Source organism: Burkholderia sp. MSMB617WGS (genome assembly GCF_001532025.2).
GTDB lineage: Bacteria > Pseudomonadota > Gammaproteobacteria > Burkholderiales > Burkholderiaceae > Burkholderia > Burkholderia savannae.
Genome location: NZ_CP013457.1, coordinates 2,400,243 through 2,415,572, shown reverse-complemented (window position 1 = coordinate 2,415,572; position 15,330 = coordinate 2,400,243). Strand labels below are relative to the sequence as shown.

12 protein-coding genes and 1 pseudogene are annotated in these 15,330 nt (G+C 66.3%); 8 read left to right on the top strand and 5 right to left on the bottom strand.

From position 1 onward, the window contains the following. Positions 1-31 precede the first annotated feature (31 nt). Entirely contained in the window at positions 32-1,345 is a 1,314-nt protein-coding gene (locus WT60_RS11855) for a YihY family inner membrane protein (protein ID WP_059645710.1), read from the top strand. Positions 1,346-1,541: 196 nt separating this feature from the next. Here WT60_RS11855 and WT60_RS11850 read toward each other — a convergent pair whose 3' ends face one another. Then, a complete protein-coding gene (locus WT60_RS11850) occupies positions 1,542-1,862 on the bottom strand; it encodes an Mpo1-like protein (RefSeq protein ID WP_038751261.1) in 321 nt (106 codons plus the stop codon). A 174-nt stretch (positions 1,863-2,036) separates the two neighbouring features. Between WT60_RS11850 and WT60_RS11845 the strand changes: the two genes are divergently transcribed. The 3 genes from WT60_RS11845 (at position 2,037) to aroC (ending at position 6,042) form a co-directional block, all read left to right on the top strand. Next, entirely contained in the window at positions 2,037-2,501 is a 465-nt protein-coding gene (locus WT60_RS11845) for a CBS domain-containing protein (protein ID WP_038751422.1), read from the top strand. Positions 2,502-2,617: 116 nt separating this feature from the next. Then, positions 2,618-4,552 carry an MFS transporter gene (locus tag WT60_RS11840; protein WP_059645713.1) on the top strand — a complete coding sequence of 645 codons (1,935 nt, stop codon included), beginning with the start codon at positions 2,618-2,620 and terminating at the stop codon, positions 4,550-4,552. A 380-nt stretch (positions 4,553-4,932) separates the two neighbouring features. After that, the gene (aroC, locus tag WT60_RS11835; protein WP_059670359.1) at positions 4,933-6,042 is read left to right on the top strand and encodes a chorismate synthase; all 1,110 of its coding nucleotides are present in this window, start codon (positions 4,933-4,935) and stop codon (positions 6,040-6,042) included. A 170-nt stretch (positions 6,043-6,212) separates the two neighbouring features. Here aroC and WT60_RS11830 read toward each other — a convergent pair whose 3' ends face one another. Next, positions 6,213-7,886: an electron transfer flavoprotein-ubiquinone oxidoreductase gene (locus WT60_RS11830; RefSeq protein ID WP_060355984.1), complete on the bottom strand. Its 1,674-nt coding sequence runs from the start codon at positions 7,884-7,886 to the stop codon at positions 6,213-6,215. Between the two features lie 180 nt (positions 7,887-8,066). Here WT60_RS11830 and WT60_RS11825 point away from each other — a divergent pair, with 180 nt between their 5' ends. Both WT60_RS11825 and WT60_RS11820 read left to right on the top strand, forming a co-directional pair. Further along, positions 8,067-8,846, top strand: a complete 780-nt coding sequence (locus WT60_RS11825; protein ID WP_038751253.1) for an SDR family oxidoreductase — start codon at positions 8,067-8,069, stop codon at positions 8,844-8,846. A gap of 44 nt (positions 8,847-8,890) precedes the next feature. Further along, the gene (locus tag WT60_RS11820) at positions 8,891-9,322 is read left to right on the top strand and encodes an acyl-CoA thioesterase (RefSeq protein WP_038751251.1); all 432 of its coding nucleotides are present in this window, start codon (positions 8,891-8,893) and stop codon (positions 9,320-9,322) included. A 240-nt stretch (positions 9,323-9,562) separates the two neighbouring features. Here WT60_RS11820 and WT60_RS11815 read toward each other — a convergent pair whose 3' ends face one another. Beyond that, the gene (locus WT60_RS11815) at positions 9,563-11,095 is read right to left on the bottom strand and encodes a cellulase family glycosylhydrolase (protein WP_059583130.1); all 1,533 of its coding nucleotides are present in this window, start codon (positions 11,093-11,095) and stop codon (positions 9,563-9,565) included. A 586-nt stretch (positions 11,096-11,681) separates the two neighbouring features. Continuing rightward, the gene (locus tag WT60_RS11810; protein WP_038751247.1) at positions 11,682-12,227 is read right to left on the bottom strand and encodes a LuxR C-terminal-related transcriptional regulator; all 546 of its coding nucleotides are present in this window, start codon (positions 12,225-12,227) and stop codon (positions 11,682-11,684) included. 264 nt (positions 12,228-12,491) lie between these two features. Between WT60_RS11810 and WT60_RS11800 the strand changes: the two genes are divergently transcribed. Both WT60_RS11800 and WT60_RS11795 read left to right on the top strand, forming a co-directional pair. Beyond that, on the top strand, positions 12,492-13,196 hold the full coding sequence (locus WT60_RS11800; protein WP_038751245.1) for a CoA transferase subunit A: 705 nt from the start codon (positions 12,492-12,494) through the stop codon (positions 13,194-13,196). Between the two features lies 1 nt (position 13,197). Beyond that, entirely contained in the window at positions 13,198-13,839 is a 642-nt protein-coding gene (locus WT60_RS11795; RefSeq protein WP_038751243.1) for a CoA transferase subunit B, read from the top strand. Positions 13,840-14,282: 443 nt separating this feature from the next. On the opposite strand, the pseudogene WT60_RS11790 reads toward WT60_RS11795, so the two are convergent. Next, positions 14,283-15,224 (bottom strand): annotated as a pseudogene (locus tag WT60_RS11790) (FAD/NAD(P)-binding oxidoreductase); the annotation flags it as partial. Positions 15,225-15,330 lie beyond the last annotated feature (106 nt).

Below are 15,330 nucleotides of genomic sequence, written 5' to 3'. Positions count from 1 at the left end.
GCGCGACATGCGCAGCAAAAGGAGAAAGCCGTTGCCGAAGTTGAGCGTCGATCTCGACACCATCAAGCGCCTCGCGCGCTTCGCCGCGAAGCGCAGCGCGGAGGACCGCATCCCGCAGGTCGCGGGCAGCCTCACGTTCACGACGATGCTCGCGCTCGTGCCGCTCGTGACGGTCGCCTTCGCGCTGTTCACCGCGTTCCCGATGTTCGCGTCGTTCCAGAATTCGCTGCAGGGCTTCCTCGCCGATCACCTGATGCCCGCGCAGTTCAACAGCCAGATATTCAAGTACCTGAACCAGTTCGCGTCGAAGGCGAAGGGGCTGACGACGGCGGGCCTCATCGTGCTCGTCTTCACCGCGGTGATGACGATGATGACGGTCGAATCCGCGTTCAACCTGATCTGGCGCGTGCGCAAGCCGCGGCCGTTCGCGCAGCGCGTGCTCGCGTACTGGGCGCTCATCACGCTCGGGCCGCTGCTGTTCGGCGTGAGCCTGTCGATTTCGTCGTATCTGTTCACGAAATCGCTCGCGTTCGCCGGGTCGACGAGCACGCCGCCGATCTTCGAATGGCTGCTGACGGCCGCGTCGCTGCCGCTCACGGTGCTCGCGTTCACGCTGCTCTACGTGTATCTGCCGAACTGCACGGTCGCCTGGCGCGACGCGGCGGTGGGCGGCGTGTGCGCGGCGATCGCGTTCGAGCTCGCGAAGCGCGGCTTCGGGTATTACGTGCGGCGCATTCCCACCTATACGGCGGTGTACGGCGCGTTCGCGACCGTGCCGATGTTCCTGCTGTGGATGTACCTGAGCTGGTTCGTCACGCTCGCGGGCGCGATGATCGCATCGGCGCTGCCGGCGATCCGGGTCGGGCAGTTCCACAGGATTCACTATCCGGGCAGCGATCTGCTCGACTCGCTCGAGCTGCTCGCGCGGCTCGCCGAGGCGCAGGACGCGGGCAAGCCGGGCTACACGGCCGCGCGGCTCGCGCTGATGGCGCGCTGCGACATGGAGACCGCGCAGCGGCTCCTGTCGACGCTCGAGGAGCGCGAATGGGTCGCACGGCTGCAAAGCGGCGGCGACGCCGCGCCGCGCTACGTGATGCTCGCGAACCCGGAGCGCCTGACGATCGCGAATCTGTTCGACGTGCTCGTGATCGACCGGACGGAGCTCGTCTACCAGGCGCAGCGCGGCAAGACCGAGGTGGACTGCGGGGCGCTGCTCGACGCGTTCGCGAGCGAGAAGCTCGAGCTGTCGCTCGCGGAGCTGATCGCGCGCCGCAAGGCGGGCGCGCCGCGCGGCGCGCAGGACGCGGGGCGGCCGACGTCGGCGCTGCCGCCGCGCACTGCCTGACGCGAGAACGAAGCCGACGAAGCAAGCCGACGAGCCGACGAGCCCGTGTCATCACGGTGTCACGTTGACGAGAAGGCGCCGCCGGGAAGCCCGAGCGGGCGGCGTATGGATGCGATGCGCGGGCCCGCGCAGGCGTTGGTCGCGCGTCGCGCGATTGCGGTTCCGGCCCGGTTCGCCGGCAATCCGTCCGAGCGGGTCAGATCGAAATCTTGCCGGTGCAGATGTCCTTGAACATCACCCAGTCGCCCATGAAGCTGTAGATCGGGTGCCGGAACGTCGCGGGGCGGTTCTTTTCGAAGAAGAAGTGCCCGATCCACGCGAATCCGTAGCCGCAGACGACGGCGGCGGGCAGCCACCACCAGAGGCCCGTGGCGAGCGCCATCGCGACGCAGCCGATCACGCCGAGCGAGCCGATGAAGTGCAGCCGCCGCGACACCAGGTTGCGGTGCTCGTCGAGATAGAACGGATAAAACTCGGCGAAACTGGAGAAATGCTCGGTGTGCGCGGAATGTGCCATGACAGTCTCCTCGAGCGCCGGCGGCGGCCGCGCGGCGCGTCATCGCTTCCATTGTGCGGCGGGGCGCCGCCCGCCGCAACGGGGGCGGGCGCCCGCCGCCGCGCGCTTTCCTTTTGCGGGGCTTTCCGTTAGGATCGAAAGCCGATTATGCACGAGTTGCAACAGGGGACAACGATGCGCGTCAGCGATATTCTGAAAGTCAAGGGCAATACGCTGTTTACCGTGACGCCCGACATGCCGCTGCGTAATGCGGTCGACACGATGGCGGAACACGACATCGGCTCGCTCGTCGTGATGGAGTACGGCGATCTCGTCGGGATTCTGACGTTCCGCGAGATCATCCTGCGCCTGAAGGCGAACGGCGGCAGCATCGGCGAGGTGCTCGTGCGCACCGTGATGGACGAGCCGCTCACGTGCACGCCGGAAACCGACATCGACGAAGTGCGCCGGATGATGCTCGAGCGGCACGCGCGCTACATGCCGGTGCTCGACAAGAAGGTGCTGATGGGCGTGATCTCGTTCTACGACGTCGCGAAGACGGTCGTCGAGGCGCAGAGCTTCGAGAACCGGATGCTGAAGGCGTATATCCGCGACTGGCCGGAACCCGACAGCGAAGAGCGCAAGCCGCTCGCGAGCTAAAGGCCGCGCGCGGCCGCGCGTGCAGGCCGCCGGGCGGCCGTCCCGGCGATCTTCGTCATTTCTTCTTTCGCCTGCGTGTGCGATCGTGCCGACGCGACGCGCGGGCGCCCTCACGCATGAGCGATCCTTCCCTCACTTCGACCGCGCGGCGCGAGAAGCGCCACGCCCATCCGTCGCAGTTCGACCTGTTGCGCGAGCGCCGCTTCGCGCCGTTCTTCGCGACGCAGTTCATGGGCGCGCTGAACGACAACGTTTTCAAGATCGGCTTCACGTCGCTCGTCACCTACCAGGCGGCGAAATTCAGCGGCGTCGATCCGAAGACGGCCGCGTTCCTGATCTCGGCGATCTTCATTCTGCCGTTCGTGCTGTTCTCGGCGACGGCGGGGCAGCTCGCCGACAAGTACGACAAGGCGCGCCTCACGCGCTTCGTGAAGAGCTTCGAGATCGTGCTGATGACCATCGGCGCGGCGGGTTTCGTCACGCACGGCGCGCCGCTGCTGTATCTGTGCACGTTCATGATGGGCATGCACTCGACGCTCTTCGGGCCCGTCAAGTATTCGTACCTGCCGCAGCATCTGAACGATCACGAGCTCGTCGGCGGCAACGGGCTCGTCGAGATGGGCACGTTCGTCGCGATCCTGATCGGCACGATCATCGGCGGCGCGGCGGCGGGCATTTCGGGACGCGGCGAGCTGCTGCTCGCCGTCTGCTGCGTCGGCATCGCGCTCGTCGGGCGCGTCGCGGCGGCGGGCGTGCCGGCGACGCCCGCGCCGCAGCCGAATCTCGCGATCAACTGGAACCCGTTCTCGGAGACATGGCGCAACCTGAAGCTCGCGCGCGAGAACCGGACGGTGTTCCTGAGCCTGCTCGGCATTTCGTGGCTGTGGTTCGTCGGCGCGACGTTCCTCACGTCGTTTTTCGGCTTCGCGAAGGACGTGCTGTCGGCGAATCCGGACGTCGTCACCGTGCTGCTCGCGACGTTCTCGTTCGGCATCGGCCTCGGCTCGCTGCTGTGCGAGCGGCTGTCGCGGCGGCGCGTCGAGATCGGGCTCGTGCCGCTCGGCTCGCTCGGCATCAGCGCGTTCGCGATCGAGCTGTACTTCGCGAGCCACGCGCTTCCGGCGCAGACGCATCTGCTTGCCGTGGGCGAGTTTCTCGGCCACGCGGCGCACTGGCGGATACTCGCCGACCTGTTCCTGCTCGCGATGTTCGGCGGCTTCTACAGCGTGCCGCTCTACGCGCTGATCCAGAGCCGCAGCGCGCCGACGCACCGCGCGCGGATCATCGCCGCGAACAACATCCTGAACGCGCTCTTCATGATCGTGTCGGCGCTGATGGCGATGCTGCTCACGAAGGCGGGCGTCAGCATTCCGGGGATCTTCCTCGTGACCGCGCTGCTGAACGTCGTCGTCGCGTCGTACATCTATTCGCTCGTGCCGGAGTTCCTGCTGCGCTTCGTCGCGTGGGCGCTCGTGCACACGTTCTACCGGATTCGCCTCGTGCACGCGGAGCGGATTCCCGACGAAGGCGCGGCGCTCCTCGTCTGCAATCACGTGAGCTACGTCGACGCGCTCGTGCTCGCGGCGGCGAGCCCGCGGCCGATTCGCTTCGTGATGGACCACCGGATCTTCAACGCGCGTTTCGCGAACTGGGCGTTCCGCCATGCGAAGGCGATCCCGATCGCGCCGCGCCACGAAGACCCCGAGATGCTCGCGCGCGCGTACGACGCGTGCGAGGCCGCGCTGCGCGAAGGGGAGCTCGTCTGCGTGTTCCCGGAAGGCAAGCTGACGAAGACGGGCGACGTCAACGGGTTCCACCACGGCGTCACCGAAATCCTGACGCGCGCGAGCGTGCCCGTCGTGCCGATGGCGCTGCGCGGGCTGTGGGGCAGCGTGTTCTCGCGGCACGAGGATGCGCGCTGGCCGCGGCCGGTGAAGCGCGGGGTGACGAGCCGTCTCACGCTCGCGGTCGGCGAGCCGATCCCGGCCGTGGCGGCGACGCCGGAGGCGCTGCAGGCCGCCGTGACGGAGCTGCGCGGCGCGCGGAAGTAGGTGGCGCGAGCGGGGCGGGTGGGGCGAGTCGGGCGAGCTGGACGGCCGCCAGCGGGTGAGGCCGTCTGCGTCGGGCGGCGCTCGACGCGGGGCGGCGCGCGCCGATCGTGACTTCAAGCGCGGGTCGCGCAGCCCGCTCGCCCATCGGCGGTCCGTCGGCGTGGCTCGCGCTCGCCGATTGTCCCGCACGCCGCTTTCCCGCCGTTCGCGTCGAAGCGGATCGCGACGGCACCGGCCGCCGCCCCCGGCATGCGCCGCCCACCGCACGGCGTCGCGCCATATCGCACGACATCGCCCGATCACGCGCCATATCGCCGCACCGCTCAAAACGGGCTGGCATAATATCGGTTTCCTCGACTGACTTTTTCTTGGACGGTCCTATGTCCGGCAACACCCTCGGCACGCTTTTCACTGTCACGACCTTCGGCGAGTCGCACGGCCCCGCGATCGGCTGCGTGATCGATGGCTGCCCGCCGGGCATGGCGCTCACGGAAGCCGACGTCCAGCTCGAGCTCGACCGCCGCAAGCCCGGCACGTCGCGCCACGTCACGCAGCGCCAGGAGCCCGACCAGGTCGAGATCCTGTCCGGCGTGTTCGAGGGCGTGACGACGGGCGCGCCGATCGCGCTCCTGATCCGCAACACCGACCAGCGCAGCAAGGACTACGGCAACATCGCCGACACGTTCCGCCCGGGCCATGCCGACTACACGTACTGGCAGAAGTACGGCGTGCGAGACTATCGCGGCGGCGGCCGGTCGTCGGCGCGGCTGACGGCGCCCGTCGTCGGCGCGGGCGCGATCGCGAAGAAGTGGCTGCGCGAGCGCTTCGGCGTCGAGGTGCGCGGCTACATGAGCGCGCTCGGCGAGATCGAGATCCCGTTCGTCGACTGGTCGCACGTGCGCGAGAATCCGTTCTTCGCGCCGAACGCCGACATCGTCCCGCAGCTCGAAGGCTACATGGACGCGCTGCGCAAGGACGGCGATTCGATCGGCGCGCGGATCGACGTCGTCGCGTCGGGCGTGCCGGCCGGCTGGGGCGAGCCGCTCTTCGACCGCCTCGACGCGGACATCGCGCACGCGATGATGGGAATCAACGCGGTGAAGGGCGTCGAGATCGGCGCGGGCTTCGCGAGCGTCGCGCAGCGCGGCTCCGTGCACGGCGACGAGCTGACGCCGGACGGCTTCGTCGGCAATCACGCGGGCGGCGTGCTCGGCGGCATCTCGACGGGGCAGGACATCACGGTGTCGATCGCGATCAAGCCGACGTCGAGCATCCGCACGCCGCGCCGCTCGATCACGAAGGCGGGCGAGCCCGCCGTCGTCGAGACGTTCGGCCGCCACGATCCGTGCGTCGGAATTCGCGCGACGCCGATCGCCGAATCGATGCTCGCGCTCGTGCTGATCGATCACGCGCTGCGCCATCGCGCGCAGTGCGGCGACGTGTCGACCGCGACGCCGAGGATCGCCGCGAGCGCGCCGGAAGCGAAGTGATCATCGCCCGATAGCGGCGCGTTTCGCGCCGCTATCGGGCGCGTGCCGGTGCGCCGCGGGCAGCGACCACGAAACGATAGAACGACAACGGGCGCCGAGGCGCCCGTTTCGCTTTGCCGCATTCGCCGCGCGATGCGACCGACTCGCCCGCGCGACGCGCGGGCGCGCGCTCACATGTTCGGATAGTTCGGCCCGCCGCCGCCTTCCGGCGTGACCCACACGATGTTCTGCGTCGGGTCCTTGATGTCGCAGGTCTTGCAGTGCACGCAGTTCTGCGCATTGATCACGAGGCGGTCGCTGCCGTCGTCGTTCTTCACGAACTCGTAGACGGCGGCCGGGCAGAAGCGCGCTTCCGGCCCCGCATACGTGCGCAGATTGACGCTCACCGGCACGCTCGCGTCCTTCAGCGTCAGGTGAGCCGGCTGGTTCTCCTCGTGATTCGTGTTCGAGATGAACACCGACGACAGGCGATCGAACGTCAGCTTGCCGTCCGGCTTCGGATAGTCGATCGGCTGGCACTGCGACGCGGGCTTCAGCATCTCGTGGTCGCCGTGCTGGTGATGCAGCGTCCACGGCACGTTGCCGTTCATCAGCTTCTGCTCGACGCCGACCATCAGCGTGCCCAGATACAGGCCCTTGCTCATCCACTGCTTGAAATTGCGCGCGCGGTAGAGCTCCGTGTACAGCCACGACGTCTTGAACGCGTCCGGGTACGCGGTCAGCTCGTCGGCCTGGCGGCCCGCCTGCACCGCGTCGAACGCGGCTTCGGCGGCGAGCATGCCGGTCTTGATCGCCGCGTGGCTGCCCTTGATTCTCGACGCGTTCAAAAAGCCCGCGTCGTCGCCGACGAGCGCGCCGCCCGGGAACACCGTCTTCGGCAGCGACGTCAGGCCGCCCGCCGTGATCGCGCGCGCGCCGTACGACACGCGCTTGCCGCCTTCGAGGAACGGCCGGATCGACGGATGCGTCTTGTAGCGCTGGAACTCCTCGAACGGCGACAGATACGGGTTCGAGTACGCGAGCCCGATGACGAAGCCGACGACGACCTGGTTGTTGTCCATGTGATACAGGAACGAGCCGCCGTACGTGTCCGACGACAACGGCCAGCCGGCCGTGTGGATCACGAGGCCCGGCTTGTGCTTGACGGGATCGATCTCCCACAGCTCCTTGATGCCGATGCCGTACGCCTGCGGATCGCTGTTCGCGTTCAGCTTGAACTTGTCCATCAGTTGACGGCCGAGGTGGCCGCGCGCGCCTTCGCAGAAGAGCGTGTACTTCGCGTGCAGCTCCATGCCGAGCTGGAAATTCTCGGTCGGCTCGCCATCCTTGCCGACGCCCATGTTGCCGGTGGCGACGCCCTTGACCGAGCCGTCGCCGTTGTAGAGGATCTCGGCGGCCGGAAAGCCCGGGAAGATCTCGACGCCGAGCCCCTCGGCCATTGTCCCGAGCCAGCGCGTGACGTTGCCGAGGCTGATCACGTAATTGCCGTGGTTCTTGAAGTTGTCCGGAAGCGCCCAGTTCGGCACCTGGAACGCGCTCTTCTCGGTCAGGAACAGGAAGCGGTCTTCGGTGACGTCGACGGTGAGCGGCGCGCCTTTTTCCTTCCAGTCGGGGAACAGTTCAGTGATCGCGCGCGGGTCCATCACGGCGCCCGACAGGATGTGCGCGCCGATCTCGGAGCCCTTTTCGAGCACGCAGACGCCGATCTCCGTGCCTTTCTCGGCGGCGAGCTGCTTGAGCCGGATGGCCGCCGACAGGCCTGCGGGGCCGCCGCCGACGATCACGACGTCGTATTCCATCGATTCGCGCGGGCCGTATTGCTCGATGAGGCTTGCGGGGGTCATGAACGCTCCTCTAACCATTAGAATGCTTTTATTCGGGACCGTATTGTCGGCGAAATAAAACGCTTGCCGCAACAGCGGAATCCTAGATTAGCACGATCGTTCTATTTTATGGGTTGGGTCGTGCACGAGAACGTCGCATACTGGTGCGGCATGATGTCATCGGAACGAAGAGGAGTCGGCATGGGCCGTTCGATCAATCTGGAAGGCAAGGTTGCGTTCATCACGGGCGCGTCGAGCGGTCTCGGGCAGCGCTTCGCGCAGGTGCTGTCGCAGGCGGGCGCGAAGGTCGTGCTCGCGAGCCGGCGCGTCGAGCGCCTGAAGGAGCTGCGCGCGGAGATCGAGGCGGCGGGCGGCGCCGCGCACGTGGTGTCGCTCGACGTCACCGATTATCAAAGCATCAAGGCGGCCGTCGCGCACGCTGAAACGGAAGCGGGCACGATCGACATTCTGGTCAACAATTCGGGCGTGTCGACGATGCAAAAGCTCGTCGACGTGACGCCGGCCGATTTCGAGTATGTATTCGATACGAACACGCGCGGCGCGTTCTTCGTCGCGCAGGAAGTCGCGAAGCGGATGATGATGCGCGCGGGCAGCGGCAGCGCGAAGCCGGCGTGCCGGATCATCAACATCGCGTCGGTCGCGGGGCTGCGGCCGTTCTCGCAGATCGGCCTGTATGCGATGAGCAAGGCGGCCGTCGTCCACATGACGCGTGCGATGGCGCTCGAATGGGGCCGCCACGGGATCAACGTGAACGCGATCTGCCCGGGCTACATCGACACCGAGATCAATCACTATCTGTGGGAAACCGAGCAGGGGCAGAAGCTGCAGGCGATGCTGCCGCGCCGCCGGGTCGGCAAGCCGCAGGATCTCGACGGGCTGTTGCTCCTCCTCGCCGCCGACGAGTCGCAGTTCATCAACGGCTCGATCGTGTCGGCCGACGATGGCCTCGGCCTCGCGTGAGCGGCCGCGCCGAACGGTTTCACCTTGCAGAAAAGAAGAGTGCGATGAGCGATTACACCCCTGTTTTCGAAATGTCGATGCCGATCCGCTGGGGCGACATGGACGCGTTCGGCCACGTGAACAACACGGTCTACTTCCGCTACATGGAGGAGGCGCGCGTCACGTGGTTCGGCAAGCTCGGCATCGCGGGCGGCAACGGCGAGGGGCAGGGGCCCGTCGTCGTCAATGCGTCGATGGAGTTTCTCAGGCAACTGCATTATCCGGGCGACGTGATCGCGCGCCTGTCGGCGGCCAAGCCCGGCCGCAGCAGCTTCGACACCGCGTTCGAACTGACCCGCTCGGACGGCCCCGAGCACGTGTACGCGCGCGGCGCCGCGCGTTGCGTGTGGGTCGACTACGCGCTCGGCAAGTCGGTGCCGCTGCCGGATATGCTGCGCAACACGATCGAAAGCGCGCTGCAGACGAAGATCGCGTAAGCGCGGCGGCGCGCCGGCGTACGCCGTGGCCTCGTCGCGCCGCACGCCGGCGCGCCGTTTCTCTTGCTGCCTCGAGCGCTGCAAATCGCGCGTGCCCCGGCGGTCACGCGTTCGGGGGCGCGGCGGCCGAGCTGATTTCGAGGCGAAGCGGCGGGACGTTCCCGCGCCCACGAAGCGCGGCGGCTGCGGCACGCGGTGCCGCGCGCGGCTTTCCGTCGGATCGCCCGCTTTCCCGATGCGTCACCAGCCCGGGCCGACCGGCGCGTAGCCCGGGGTCTGATTGGCCGCCGCCGCGGCGGCGGCGCCGAAGTTGGGCCAGGCCGGATAGTACTGCCCAGACACGGCCTGATACGTGCCCGCGATCTTGGGCGCGCCGGCCGTTCCGCTCGATCCCGTCGAACCGGTGATCGTCACCAGGCCGAAATACGGCTCGTAGATGTTCGCGCTGTATGGCGACGCCAGCGTCATGTCCGAGTAGCAATACGCGTAAACCGGGCCAAACCGGCCGTAAGGCTGGTTGGCGATCCATGCCATTAGCGCCCGGTACTCGCGCGCCTGGTTCGCTTGCGTCAGGTACGAGGGCGCCAGCGTCTGAAAATCGGCGTTCGTGTACTGCTGTGCGCTGCCGCCCAGCTGGCCCGTGAAATTGGCGGCGCCATCCGACGCAGTCGTTGCGACCCCGAATTCCGTGATCACGATGGGCTTGGCCCCGTCGCCGTTCGCGTTCATCAGGTCGCGCAGGCTCGTCCCCGTGTAACTGGCGAACGTCTTGCCGGTAGGGGACGGCCAGCCGTAGGAGGGCGACGAGAACGTGTGCCACATGATGTTGAACGGATTCGAGTAATCCGGATAGACGGAGTTGACGGTCGTGCTCGGGCACTGATCGGGGGGCGATTGCCAATCGTCGCTGTGGCAGTGCGGATGGTGCGCGAGCCCGTCGAAATATCCCTTCGCGCCGTTCGCGTACATCACGGCAAGCCAGTCGCGGGGCTCCCATTGCGTCGGCGCGGGGTAGCGGGAATCCGCCGAATTCACGAGGCCCGCCACGCCGCTCGACGGAAGCGCGCCCGTGCCGTTGTTCGGCGACGTGAGGCATCCCGAGCTGCCGCCCGCATAGACGGACGCCGACGGATTGGCTTGCTTGATCGCCGAATACGCGCTCTTCAGGAGCTGGGTATAGAGGACCGGATCGTGCGGGATGAAGTTGGGCCCGCAATTCGGCTCGTTCCAGATTTCCCACGCGTCGATTTTCCCGCCGTAGCTGTCGCTGCTGTAGTGTTTGGCGGCCGCGCGCGCGAAGTTGGTGTACGACGTGGGATTCGGCGCGCACAGCGCATAGGCGCCGTTACTCGACAGGCGGTAGTTGCTCGGACATTGCGAGCCGACCGCCCAGCGCGGCGTCAACGTGATCACGCCGAGAATTCGCATTCCGTAATTTCTGGCGGCCCGAACGACGATGTCCGTCGCGCCCCAGGTCAGGCCGCTGCTGACGCCGGGATTGGGATCGCTGGTAAAGATCCATGTCGACGCCGGCTGGATTTCCGACCAATTGAGGTGAATGCGCAGCCAGCGCACGTTCATCGCGGCGACGCCCGCCATATAGTTATTGATTGCCTGTGCAGGATTATTGGGATTCTGATTGATAATGTCGAGAATTTCTCCGCCGAGATCGATTCCCGTTACCGGCGTATTGGTTTGAGAAAATGCCGCCTGGCATCCGATTACGTTAATCATGAAAATGAAAAATAAATCTCTTGCTCTCGAGATAATCATTAATTCACCTGGCCTTTGGGATTGGCGTAGTTGATTCGGGATTGGGTTTGTTCGATCGATGCGAGAATCCGGCGCAGCGTGCTACCAGGTGACGCGAGCCCGTTCCGGGGCCGCCGGGCCGCGTTGCGTTCCGCTGCCCGCGATGCCCGGCGCGGCACGCCGACGGCATGAAATCGTCGCGCTCGTGTGTCGGTCGAAATTGTTTCCGCACAGGATCGATCGATCATCCGATTCGGTCAGGACGGTGCGAAAACGCCCTGCCAAAAGGTCGACTTTCTTGCTATCTCAAAATATTTATTGCGTGAAGGATAGGGATGTATTGTTTTTCATCCGATGTTGAAGATTGCGTAACCCACTTGGATCGTGTTGCTCAAGGTTAAATAAATTTCTGAAAAAAGTGTAGGGCGGAAATTCGATCTAATCGGTATCGGGAAATGGAATTGTTGAGTTTTGGATGGTAATGACTCGGTTCTGTTCGGGGGCTGACGCTCGGCTTATTGCCGTTCCCGATTGCCTCGGCGCGCAACGGCAGGATGCGTTCGCGTGCATGTGCTCGGCCGTCTGCCCCGGCGGGGCGCGCGGGCCGTCACTGCCCGAGCAGGCGCTGCACCAGCTCGGGCGTGTTCCCCGTTCCGTATTTGCGCATCAGCCGCGCGCGGTAGATGTCGACCGTGCGAGAGCTGATGTCGAGCACGCGGCCGATCTGCTTGCTTGTCTTGCCGGTCACGAGCTGCGCGGCGATCTCGCGCTCGCGCGGCGTCAGCTCGACCGCGACGCGGCGCGTCGCGCTCAGGTCCTCGAACGTCCATACGCCCGCCGCGAGCGGCGCCGTGCGATCGAGCGCGCGGCCCGTCACGTGGCACCAGAACAATTCGCCCGTCGCGCGCTTCATGATGCGATCGTCCGCGTAGCTGCCGTGCGCGATCATCACGGGCGAGATGCGCTCGCCGATCCGCTCGAATTCGTCGGACGACGGATAGAGCACCTCGAACGACCGGCCGATCAGATCGATGCGCGCGCAGCGGAAGATCGCGGCGAGCTCGTCGTTGCAATCTTCGATGACGCGGTCGTGCGACAGCACGAGGCCGATCGGCGCGAGATGGAAGGCGGTCTTGTAATCGATGGAGGGCATGGACGCTGACGGGCTGTGATCGGGCGCCGCGCAAGCGGCGGCGAACGCTTATGTATTTTTGCGTATTGTGCCGCATCCGGCGCGCATCGTACCCTTTCACACATGTCGCGGCCCATGCCGCGAACGGACGGCAGAAGAAAGCAGAAGAAGGAGCGGCGTCGCGGCAGCATTGGCCGCGCGTGCTTAGAATGGTGCGACGGGCCCGTCGCGCGCGCGAGCCGCGCGGGCTGTCGAGCTGGTTTCCATAGAGGAAGGGACATACAGATGAACAAAGTCTACCCAAGCGCGGCTGCCGCGCTCGAGGGCGTGGTCCATGACGGCCAGACCTTCGCGGTCGGCGGCTTCGGCCTGTGCGGCATTCCGGAAGCGCTCATCGCCGCGCTGCGCGATTCGGGCGTGAAGGACATCACCTGCATCAGCAACAACGCGGGCGTCGACGGCTTCGGCCTCGGCCTTCTGCTCGAAACCCGGCAAATCAAGAAGATGATCTCGTCGTACGTCGGCGAGAACAAGGAGTTCGAGCGCCAGTACCTGTCCGGCGAGCTCGAGCTCGAGTTCACGCCGCAAGGCACGCTCGCCGAGAAGCTGCGCGCGGGCGGCGCGGGCATTCCGGCGTTCTTCACGCAAACGGGCTACGGCACCGTGATCGCCGAAGGCAAGGAGACGCGCGAGTTCGACGGCAAGCATTACGTGCTCGAGCCGTCGCTCACGGCCGACGTCGCGCTCGTGAAGGCGTGGAAGGCCGACAAGTCCGGCAACCTGATCTACCGTCGCACCGCGCGCAATTTCAATCCGATGTGCGCGATGGCGGGCCGGATCACGGTTGCCGAGGTGGAGGAGATCGTCGAGAACGGCGAGCTCGATCCCGACGCGATCCACACGCCCGGCATTTTCGTGCAGCGGCTCGTGCTCAACGCGACGCCGGAAAAACGCATCGAACAACGCGTCGTGCGCGCGAAAGGAGACTGAGATGGCTTGGAATCGTGATCAGATGGCCGCGCGCGCGGCGAAGGAATTGCAGGACGGCTTCTACGTGAACCTCGGCATCGGGCTGCCGACGCTCGTCGCGAACCACGTGCCGGCGGGCGTCGAGGTGTGGCTGCAATCGGAGAACGGCCTGCTCGGGATCGGCCCGTCGCCGACCGAGGACGAAGTCGACGCGGATCTCATCAACGCCGGCAAGCAGACTGTGACGACGCTGCCCGGCTCGTCGATCTTCTCGTCCGCCGATTCGTTCGCGATGATTCGCGGCGGCCACATCAATCTCGCGATCCTCGGCGCGATGCAGGTCAGCAAGAACGGCGACCTCGCGAACTGGATGATCCCGGGCAAGATGATCAAGGGGATGGGCGGCGCGATGGATCTCGTCGCGGGCGTGAAGCGCGTCGTCGTGCTGATGGAGCACGTCGCGAAGGGTGACCAGCACAAGATCCTCGAAGCATGCACGCTGCCGCTGACGGGCGTGGGCGTCGTCGACCTGATCATCACGGATCTCGGCGTGATCGAAGTGACGCCGGACGGGCTCAGGGTGCTCGAACTCGCCGACGGCGTGAGCGTCGACGAGATCAAGGCGAAGACGGGCGCGCCGCTCGACGTGAGCGCGGTCGGCTGACGGCGCGGCATCGGCGCGGGCGCGCGCTTGCGTGAGTTGGGCCGTCGCGCGGCGGCGCTTTCGCAGCACAACAGTGCGAACGATGCGATGAAAATGCCGCGCTTCGGGAAGACGTGGGGCGTCATGAGATGGTCGGCCCGATCCCTGCTCAGCGTAGTTCGCCAAGTGGGGATAGGGCTGATTGTAGGTTTTTGCTCCGACCGGCACCGGCGCGCGTTCGATCGCGTATCGGGCGATGCGTGCCCAGATGCGGCGCAGGGCGTCTTGCGGAGATCGCTGCGCGGTGTCGCGGCGCCGCGCGGCAGCAGGCGCGTCGGGGGAGTGAACTCGCGACGCAGTCGGCCGTCCGCGTTGCTAGTTGCTAGTTGCTAGTTGCTAGTTGCTAGTTGCTAGTTGCTAGTTGCTAGTTGCTAGTTGCTAGTTGCTAGTTGCTAGTTGCCGCGGCACGCGCCGCCCGCCTTGCCGACGGACAAATCGACGGTGTCGCCGATCGCGTAGACGTTCTCCGCTCCGCGCACGCGCAGCGTCTCGTGGTCGGTCGGCAGCGATCCCTCGCCGTCGGCGGTCTCCGATACGCCGCTTTCGCGCACGGCGTCGGCCGCGCGTACCGGCGGCGTCTTCAGGATGTCGAACGGCTGCTCGGCACCTTCCTCCGAATATGCGATCCCGCGCGCCGGACCGATGCGCGCGAGCGTGACGCCGCGCTGATGGCGGATGCCGCGCCTCGAAGATCGCGGGCCGCGCGTCGCAGGTCGGCTTTTGCAGGAGCAGGCAATCGCGCAGCAATTGCGACGCGGTCGGATACGTGTGGACGATTCCGACCTTGCGCACATCGCGGCGGCGCAGCCAGTCGTCGAACATCAGCGTGGTCTTGATCGGCACGATTCGGCACTGGTGCGGGACGTTGCGCGCCTTCGGAAACGTGACGGTGACGAACACGACGCCGCGCTTGATCGACGCGATCCGCTTGGCGAGCTGCCGCTCGGGCTCATGCTGGTAGAAATGGTTGCTCGCTTCGGCGAGACCTTCGATGCACTCGGGCGACGGCACGCAACCCGTCGCGATCACGAGGTGGTCATGGCCGTAGCGTTTGTCGCTCGTCGTGCGCACGTGCTGCGCGGCGAAGTCGAAATGCGTCGCGCGACCGACGGCGAACGCGATCTCGGGCCGCGGCAGCGAGCGCTCGGCGCGTGTCAGCGCGTTGCGGAAGAACGCGCCGAACGCGACGTACATGAAGGCCGGCTTGTCGTAGTGGCCAGGCGAATCGGACGGCAGCGTGATCCGCGCGTCGTCGCGGGCGACTTCGTCGAGCGGTTTCGGCGCGAATGGTTGGCGAGCGTCGTGCCGCCGAGCCCGTCGCCGACGATCAAAATCTGCGTGGGCATCGTGCATTTCCTTTCGCCGGTCGAGCAGGAGGCACGAGACAGGGCGTCGGCGCGGCAGCCGGCTCCAACGATTGACAATGCGCGAATCGGAGATTCGTTTTTGTTG

Bases quoted from the DNA above. Each gene is read 5' to 3' on its own strand.
- WT60_RS11845 (WP_038751422.1), top strand. From the start codon at position 2,037: ATGCGCGTCAGCGATATTCTGAAAGTCAAGGGCAATACGCTGTTTACC.
- aroC (WP_059670359.1), top strand. From the start codon at position 4,933: ATGTCCGGCAACACCCTCGGCACGCTTTTCACTGTCACGACCTTCGGC.
- WT60_RS11820 (WP_038751251.1), top strand. From the start codon at position 8,891: ATGAGCGATTACACCCCTGTTTTCGAAATGTCGATGCCGATCCGCTGG.
- WT60_RS11840 (WP_059645713.1), top strand. From the start codon at position 2,618: ATGAGCGATCCTTCCCTCACTTCGACCGCGCGGCGCGAGAAGCGCCAC.
- WT60_RS11795 (WP_038751243.1), top strand. From the start codon at position 13,198: ATGGCTTGGAATCGTGATCAGATGGCCGCGCGCGCGGCGAAGGAATTG.
- WT60_RS11800 (WP_038751245.1), top strand. From the start codon at position 12,492: ATGAACAAAGTCTACCCAAGCGCGGCTGCCGCGCTCGAGGGCGTGGTC.
- WT60_RS11830 (WP_060355984.1), bottom strand. From the start codon at position 7,886: ATGACCCCCGCAAGCCTCATCGAGCAATACGGCCCGCGCGAATCGATG.
- WT60_RS11810 (WP_038751247.1), bottom strand. From the start codon at position 12,227: ATGCCCTCCATCGATTACAAGACCGCCTTCCATCTCGCGCCGATCGGC.
- WT60_RS11850 (WP_038751261.1), bottom strand. From the start codon at position 1,862: ATGGCACATTCCGCGCACACCGAGCATTTCTCCAGTTTCGCCGAGTTT.
- WT60_RS11825 (WP_038751253.1), top strand. From the start codon at position 8,067: ATGGGCCGTTCGATCAATCTGGAAGGCAAGGTTGCGTTCATCACGGGC.
- WT60_RS11815 (WP_059583130.1), bottom strand. From the start codon at position 11,095: ATGATTATCTCGAGAGCAAGAGATTTATTTTTCATTTTCATGATTAAC.